Origin of the sequence: Propionispira arboris, from assembly GCF_900109225.1 — a bacterium.
Taxonomy (GTDB): Bacteria; Bacillota; Negativicutes; order Selenomonadales; family Selenomonadaceae; genus Propionispira; species Propionispira arboris.
On record NZ_FNZK01000035.1, the window covers coordinates 1 to 8,132 of the forward strand.

Sequence of the window (8,132 nt, forward strand, 5' to 3'; positions counted from 1 at the left end):
AAAGATGATGAATTTGAAGCGCTGATTGCAGCAATTCACAGGGTAAATCAAAAAGCATTACCGCTAGTTATTTTCGCAGCCGGTCTGCCGAAAATTGCGAAGATTGCTGGTGATATAAAATCCTACGCAGAACGACTTTTTCAATTTGTTTCAATTGGATCTCTGGAAAATGCAGCAGGAAAATTGGCTTTAGAGGAACCAGCGAGACGGTGGAAGGTTTCTTATAGTGAAGATGCCTTGGCAATGATCTTAGATATAACGGAGTGTTATCCGTATTTTTTACAGGAATATGGCAAACAAGTTTGGGCTGAAGTCTCTGAAGAGCGTTTGGAAATTGATCAATCAATGGCAGAAGCAGCCTATCCGGCATTTGAGAAGAGCTTAGATGAAAGTTTCTTTAAAGTCCGTCATGATCGAGCAACACCAAGAGAATTAGAATTTATGATTGCAATGGTAAAGTGTGAAAAACTGCCGTGCTCGACGAAAGCCATTGCAGAACAAATGCAGTGCTTATTGTCGGCGGTATCACCTCTTAGGGCGCAGCTCATTCATAAAGGATTTATTTACTCAGCAAATCGTGGAGAAGTTGATTTTACGGTGCCGCAGTTTGATAAATTTTTAAAGCGGATACATGGAATTTCATAAGATTAGAAAGTTTATTATCATATTCATAGGCAGCTTTTATAGATAAAAATAAGTGGAAATTGTTTATTTGATGTTCAGGTAGTAAATATTTAGCTTTGAAGAAAAAACCTTAAAAAAACCTTATCGTGAAAAAAACAATGAAAAATAGGTTGAAATCAAACAAAATGTTACCAATATTATCCAATATAAAGCCTTTAGAAAATAGCTATAAACCATTATAAATAAAGGGTTTATGAGACTTTATTTATAATGATATTTTTTGTGAAATTTGCAAATGCTTTGCTTCCCAAGCAAGACACGAGGGTCCGATTCTCTTCGCCCGCTCCATAGGAATATTAAGGCTTCACAGAGTTTTCTGTGAAGCCTATTTTTGTGCAAAAAACCTTATTGTGAGTAAAATAATAAAATTACTTTGCAGTAGTGTATTGTATTGTGTTTTACGTTGTAGATGTTGTTGTACTTATGTGTAATAACGGCGTTTTCTATTCAGCATGGGTTGAATATTAAATTATATATTGTATAAGTTTATTAAAGAAAAAGGGAGACCATTTGCGGTATCCCTTTAGGTGGAATTTTTCTAAGTAATATAAATGTGGAATTGTAGTATTAATTTGTATCGTTTTGCCGAAATAGATCTGTTGAATTGAAAAAATGATAGATTCAAGTAAACCGATCTATAAAATTATAGCATATCTCAATTACACAAGAAAATTTATTTCTTAATAAAATTATTGACAAAACATTTTTCTGCTGTATAATTATTTCAAAGACAAGAGAAATTAAAGTTCTTATAAATAAACAATTAAAGAATAAAGTTTCTTTGAACTTATTTAACATCATAAGCTGATGTCATGCGAGGGAATCAAACAAATCTTTTGTCTCAAGTATTTTCTATTGAAATGGAGTTGAGTTTAATCGTTTATAGTATTAAACAAAAAGGGGAGATTATATGCAAATAATCATTGCAGCTCATGGTTTCTTAGCAAAAGAATTATTAACTTCAGTAGAAATGATTTGTGGAAAACAGATAAATGTACATGCAGTAGAATTTCTTTCGGGCGAAAATACCGATATTTTGCAACAGAAATATTCAGAATATATAAAAAATATATCGAATAAAGAGATACTTTTTCTTGTGGATTTATTTGGTGGAACGCCTTATAATGCTGCGTCAGCAATTGCAATAAAAAATTCCAGAGTAGAGGTTTTGACCGGCGTAAGTCTTCCGATGTTATTGGAAATATTGATGCTCAATCAAAATGAAGAAATGACCATAGAAGATATTGTGAAAAGTGTAAATGAGAATAAAAACAACTATGTTCGTTCGGCAAGACAGGTACTACGAGAGATAACAAACGATGAGGAGGAGTTATAAGATGAAAATTAATTTATGTAGAATTGATGATCGACTGATTCATGGACAGGTAGCGACGGTGTGGGCACACGAAGCAAATGCAGGAAGAATAATTGTTTGTAGCGATGAGGTTGCAAATGATACGATTCGAAAAACGTTGGTATTACAGGTTGGACCTCCTGGCATTAAGGTTAGTGTTGTTGATATTGAAAAAGCAATTCGTGTTTATAATAATCCAAAATATGAACAAGATACGGTGTTCTTTTTGTTTGTTTGTCCCCAAGATGTATTAAAAATGATTGAAGGAGGTGTCCCGATTAAAAGTGTTAATATTGGTGGTATGGCATTTAAAGAAGGAAAAAAACAAATTACCAAGGCCGTTTCAATAGATGACGTTGATAGGGAAGCATTCCAAAAAATGCATGAATTGGGGGTGGAGCTTGAAATTAGACCAATTGTAAACGATGCAAAAATTGATATTATGTCCAAGCTGTAAGGTTGAATTGAGTTTTAGGTTTTATTTGAATGAAGATGAGTATAAAATCATAAATCAAGTAGAAAAGAGGTATTTGACATGGAGTTGAGTATAATTCAAATTGTGTTACTCTTTGTGGTGGCATCCATTGCGGGAATGGGAAGTGTTTTAGATTCTTTTCAGACGCATCGTCCATTGATTGCATGTACAATGGTTGGCTTTGTCTTAGGCGATATTACAACAGGTGTTATATTAGGTGGTACTTTGGAATTGATTGCATTGGGATGGATGAATATTGGTGCGGCACAATCACCAGATTCAGCCCTTGCCAGCATTATTTCGGCCATGATTGTTATTATAGGTAATCAGTCTATTGCAACTGGGATTGCGATTGCTTTGCCTGTTGCAGCAGCAGGCCAGGTGTTAACCGTTATTGTAAGAACAATTACCGTAGCTTTTCAACATGCAGCAGACAGATATGCAGCAGAAGCAAATTTTAGAGCTATTGATATTTGCCATATTGGGGCTTTGCTGGTACAAGCATTGCGAGTGGCAATTCCTGTATTGCTGATTTCTTTATTTGTAAGTCCAGCAGGAATTGGAGAATTGTTGTCTATGATTCCGACATTTATTACAACTGGCCTTAAAGTTGCGAGTGGTTTCATTGTAGTAGTTGGATATGCAATGGTTTTGAATATGATGGGAGCAAAATATTTAATGCCGTTTTTCTTTTTAGGTTTTGTTATAGCGAGCTTTACTAGTTTTAACTTGGTTGCTTTTGGTGTATTAGGAGTAGTGGCTGCTATTATATATGTACAACTGAATCCAAAGTTCCATATTACAAATCAACCAATGGCTGCAGCAAGTGTTAATTCGCTATTGGATGACGAGTTAGAAGATTAAAAGGGAGGTATTTATATGGAAAACAAGAAAAAATTAACAAAATCGGATTTAATCAATATCTTTATTAGAACAAATTTTCAACAGGCATCCTTTAATTTTGAAAGAATTCATGCACTGGGTTTTTGCTTTGATATGGTTCCGGCTATTAAAAGATTGTATTCAACAAAACAAGAACAAGCTGCCGCTCTCAAAAGACATCTCTCTTTTTTTAATGTAACACCTGCATGTGTGGGTCCAGTCTTGGGCGTAACTGTAGCCATGGAGGAGGCCAAAGCTAATGGAGCCAACATAGAGGATGGTGCAATTAGCAGTATTAAAATTGGTTTGATGGGACCTTTATGCGGGGTTGGAGATCCTTTGTTCTGGGGAACGTTACGACCGATAGCAGCAGCTTTAGGTGCCTCTATTGCCTTGACAGGTAGTATCTTAGGCCCTATTGCATTTTTTATGATCTTCAATGTAGTCAGGCTTGCTTTTTTGTGGGGGGGAATTGATTATGGATACCGTAAGGGAATTAATTTGATTCTTACAGATTTAAAAGACAACACACTACAAAAGATTACTGAAGGAGCATCAATACTGGGATTGTTTGTTATGGGCGCGCTAGTCTCTAAGTGGACAGTTATTAATGTACCAATTGTCATTTCTCGAATTCCAGGTGCGAATGGTACTGAGGTCGTGACAACTTTGCAAAATATTTTTGACCAACTTATGCCAGGATTATTGGGGCTTGGATTGACATTGTTGATTTGCAAATTATTAAAAATGAAGATGAGTCCGATTTTATTGATCTTTATCTTATTTGCAGTAGGTATTATTGGCTCGGTACTAGGCATTTTGGCGTGATATAGAAAATTATTAAGAGGGTAAATAACATATGAAAACAAAAGCAGTTCGATTATATGGTGCAAAAGATTTACGTTTAGAGGAATTTGACTTGCCAATTATGCAAGACGATGAAATTTTGGCGGAAGTTTTTACGGATAGTTTATGTATGTCAACATTTAAAGCAGTGAAACAGGGGTATAATCATACGAAAGTTCCGAATGATATTGATAAAAACCCCATTATAATTGGACATGAATTTTGTGGTAAAATTTTGGCTGTAGGAAAGAAATGGTCAGCTCAATATAACGTAGGCGATAAATTTGTGATTCAGCCTAATATTGGTGTAAAAGGGGGTTTGGCACCAGGCTATTCTTATCAATTTATTGGTGGGAATGCAACGAAAATTATTATTCAAAATCAAGTCATGTTAAATGGAAGTTTGCTTAAGTATACCGGTGATACTTATTTTGAAGGATCGTTGGTAGAACCATTGTCATGTGTTATAGGAGCATTTAATGCAAATTATCACTTGGAAAAAATGTACAGCCATAAGCATATTATGGGTATAAAGGAAAATGGTAATATGGCAATATTGGGAGCAACAGGACCGATGGGATTCTTGGCAATTGATTTTGCTTTACATGGTCCGAAAAAACCAAAACTGCTTGTGATAACAGGACGAACACAAAGCAAGCTCGATTTAGCAAAAAAACTTTATACACAAGAAGAGGCTAGTAGGCAAGGTGTAGAACTTCATTATATAAATACGGGTAAAATATCAAGTATTACAAAAACATTAACAGGTTTAACTGAAGATAATTATGGTTTTGATGATGTATTTGTTTTTGTGCCTGAAGAGAATATGGTGACGCAGGCTGAAGAAATTCTTGCGTATGATGGGTGTTTGAATTTTTTTGCCGGACCTTCTGTCAGAGACTTTAGACCGAAAATAAATTTTTACAATGTGCATTATAAGGCAATACACATTGTTGGAACAAGTGGTGGAAATACTGGAGATATGAAAGAAGCCGTGGCTTTGATTGAAAATAAACGTGTAAATGTAGCAAAAATTGCAACACATATTTTAGGCTTAAATGATGTTGTAGATACTACTTTAAAATTGCCTGAATTCACGGGTGGTAAAAAAATTGTTTATACACAAAAAAGATTTAGCTTGACTGCTTTGGATGAGTTTGAAAATAATGGTAGTGAGTTACAAAAAGAATTGCATAAAATTATTGGTAAAACTGGTGGGCTTTGGAGCCATGAGGCAGAACAATATTTTATGGAAAATGCACCCGCGTTATAATATAATAAGACAAAGTCACAACAAGTGATAAAGGAGGTGCTTAGCAATGGAAAACAAGAAAGAAATTAAGGTAATAGATCAGATATTTTCTTGTTATAATGAACTGTTTGATGCGGAAAAAAGAGTAGCAGATTATATACTGGAAAATTCGGACAAAGTTATAGAAATGACTGTATCAGAGCTAGCAGATGCTAGTGAAGCCAGTAATGCTACCATTGTTAGAGTTTGCAAAAAATGTGGTTGCAAGGGGTTTCACCATTTGAAGATAAAGATGGCAAAAGAAACTACTGATAGCGAAAAAAAGTATCCAATGATATTGATATCAATGACATTGAGCAGTCACTTCATAATATTTTGTCAAACAAATATGAAGAATTAAAACAGACGCTTTCAAATATCAATGTTAAAGAATTGGCAGAGATTATTAAATGCATACAGAACGCTCGTATGGTAATATTTGCTGCACTGGGCAATACAATTCCTATAGCTTTGGACGGTGCTTATAAATTCAATGAATTGGGTATTATAGCATTTTCTTCGCCAATATGGGAAAATCAGTTGGCAGTTGTCCATACCATAAGTAAGGAAGATGTTGTTATCGCTATTTCATCGTCGGGAGAGTCAAAAAATCTTTTGACCATTGCTGACACTGCCATGGAAAAAGGTGCAACTGTAATTGCTATTACTAATTATGCAAAATCTTCATTGGCTTTGAAATGTAAGTATCATATTAATGCGGTATCAAGGGAACGATTATTTTTCAAGGAATTTAGCTTTACATTTACAAGGTTGGCAGCGATGGCTGTAATTGAAACTTTATTCTTTTTATTAGCTAGCAGCAAGGCGGATTCTCATAACTGTATTAATGCACATGAGCAGTCTATTGCAGATGATAAAATTTAGATAGGGGCGGTAAAATGAGATCTTGGTTGAATTTAGAGGGGAAAACAGTAATTGTAACTGGTGGTGCATCGGGAATTGGTAAAGCTGTAGCACAGATGTATATAGATAATGGAGCAAATGTTGTTGTTTGTGATATTAACTCGAATATTCCTACTTTCGATGAAAATGAAAATAGTGGTCAAATTTATTATATTATTACGGATGTAACAAACCTTGATAGTATCAATGATATGGTGAAAAAAACAAAAGAAAAATTTGGTGAAATTGATATTTTGGTGAATAATGCAGGAATTAATATTCCTAGACTTCTTATTGATCCAGAAAAAGAAAATGGACAGTATGAATTGGATGAGGCTGTGTTTGAAAAAATAGTTAATATTAATTTAAAAGGTGTTTTCTTTTGCGCACAGGCTGTGGGTAGAGAATTTGTAAAAAAAGGCAGTGGCGTAATTATAAATATGTCATCGGAAAGTGGTTTGGAAGGCTCCGAAGGACAAAGTATTTATGCTGCTACTAAAAATGCGGTTAATTCATTTACTCGATCGTGGGCAAAAGAATTAGGGAAACTAGGCGTTAGAGTTGTCGGTATTGCGCCTGGAATTCTAGAGGCAACGGGGCTTCGGACTATTCAGTACGAAACGGCTTTGGCATATACACGTGGTATTACTGTTGAACAATTACGAGAAGGTTATAATACAACATCTACAATACCTTTAGGAAGATCTGGAAAATTGACAGAAGTTGCAGACCTTGTATGTTATTTGGGCAGCGAAAGATCGAGTTATGTGCATGGTGTAACATATAATATTGCGGGAGGAAAAACCAGAGGTTAATTTGGATGATAAAAAATAGTTGAATTTGTCTTAGGGGCTTCTTTTCAATGATTGGTGTAAAACATAAAGTGAATTGAGGCTGTAAATTATAAGCTGCGTCCATTTGGCGAGAACAATTTAAAATATACTGTACCCTGAAAATAGATAGTGGAAAAGGAGACCTCTTATCGTAGAACCAAATTACGATAGGAGGTCATTTTTATGCCTAGAAAATATACAAAAATAGAAGAAATCAGTAAATAAATTTTCGCAGAAAAGCTAAAGATCAACCTATTGCTGGTATGGAATACCAGGGCTATGCGTATACCCGTAAAAGAAATCAAAAATACCGATGTTTTAGAAAACTTGGAGGTTTATACAGAAATTGAAGAAGAAAATAAGAGAAAAATATACCACAAGGGAAAATACCCTGTGGCTTAAAAGGAGTGAAAAACAATGCCAGCAACATAAACCTTTTCACGCGAAATAGATAAAGTATAATACAATATAAGAATATTTTTGTGTAAATGGTTGTATTTTTGTGTAGAAAGAATATAATGAAAGAAAATAAAGCAAAAAGGAACGATTTATATGTTATTGAATCCATATACGCCCGGTGCGGGAGTGCCTCCTAGATATTTAGCAGGTCGTGAAAATACGATTCGAGAAGCAGAAGAAATATTAAGTTATATTGCCAATGGCTATTTTGCTAGATCCGTTGTCTATTATGGTCTTAGAGGCGTAGGGAAAACTGTATTGCTGAATCATATTGAAGATATGGCAGAGGCAAAGGGTATCCATTATGAACATATTGAAATTGCCGAAAGGGATTCTTTTAAAAGTAATATATCGCTGAATGTTTTGAAGCTAATCCGTCAAATGAGTGTTAAGGAAAAGGCTAAA

The 8,132-nt window shown here is 34.7% G+C and carries 10 protein-coding genes; all 10 read left to right on the plus strand.

Features of this window, described 5'->3' with window-relative positions:
* Window positions 1-645, plus strand: a 645-nt coding sequence (locus tag BMY14_RS20725; RefSeq protein ID WP_218144915.1) for a hypothetical protein, incomplete at its 5' end; no start/stop codon positions are given.
* 949 nt (window positions 646-1,594) lie between these two features.
* Complete coding sequence (locus BMY14_RS20165; protein WP_091835996.1) at window positions 1,595-2,020, plus strand: PTS sugar transporter subunit IIA; 426 nt, start codon at window positions 1,595-1,597, stop codon at window positions 2,018-2,020.
* Between the two features lies 1 nt (window position 2,021).
* Entirely contained in the window at window positions 2,022-2,495 is a 474-nt protein-coding gene (locus BMY14_RS20170) for a mannose/fructose/sorbose PTS transporter subunit IIB (protein WP_091835998.1), read from the plus strand.
* 78 nt (window positions 2,496-2,573) lie between these two features.
* Entirely contained in the window at window positions 2,574-3,377 is an 804-nt protein-coding gene (locus BMY14_RS20175) for a PTS mannose/fructose/sorbose transporter subunit IIC (RefSeq protein ID WP_091836001.1), read from the plus strand.
* A gap of 15 nt (window positions 3,378-3,392) precedes the next feature.
* Window positions 3,393-4,223 (plus strand): PTS system mannose/fructose/sorbose family transporter subunit IID, encoded by an 831-nt coding sequence (locus tag BMY14_RS20180; RefSeq protein ID WP_091836003.1) that lies wholly within the window; start codon window positions 3,393-3,395, stop codon window positions 4,221-4,223.
* Between the two features lie 31 nt (window positions 4,224-4,254).
* The gene (locus BMY14_RS20185; protein WP_091836006.1) at window positions 4,255-5,514 is read left to right on the plus strand and encodes a zinc-binding dehydrogenase; all 1,260 of its coding nucleotides are present in this window, start codon (window positions 4,255-4,257) and stop codon (window positions 5,512-5,514) included.
* A gap of 46 nt (window positions 5,515-5,560) precedes the next feature.
* Window positions 5,561-5,893, plus strand: a complete 333-nt coding sequence (locus BMY14_RS20770) for a MurR/RpiR family transcriptional regulator (RefSeq protein WP_218144944.1) — start codon at window positions 5,561-5,563, stop codon at window positions 5,891-5,893.
* A complete protein-coding gene (locus BMY14_RS20775; RefSeq protein WP_218144945.1) occupies window positions 5,869-6,417 on the plus strand; it encodes a MurR/RpiR family transcriptional regulator in 549 nt (182 codons plus the stop codon). Before BMY14_RS20770 ends, BMY14_RS20775 begins: the two co-directional genes overlap by 25 nt.
* A gap of 14 nt (window positions 6,418-6,431) precedes the next feature.
* Complete coding sequence (locus BMY14_RS20195; RefSeq protein WP_091836009.1) at window positions 6,432-7,250, plus strand: SDR family oxidoreductase; 819 nt, start codon at window positions 6,432-6,434, stop codon at window positions 7,248-7,250.
* A gap of 570 nt (window positions 7,251-7,820) precedes the next feature.
* Window positions 7,821-8,132, plus strand: a 312-nt coding sequence (locus tag BMY14_RS20200; RefSeq protein ID WP_218144946.1) for an ATP-binding protein, incomplete at its 3' end; no start/stop codon positions are given.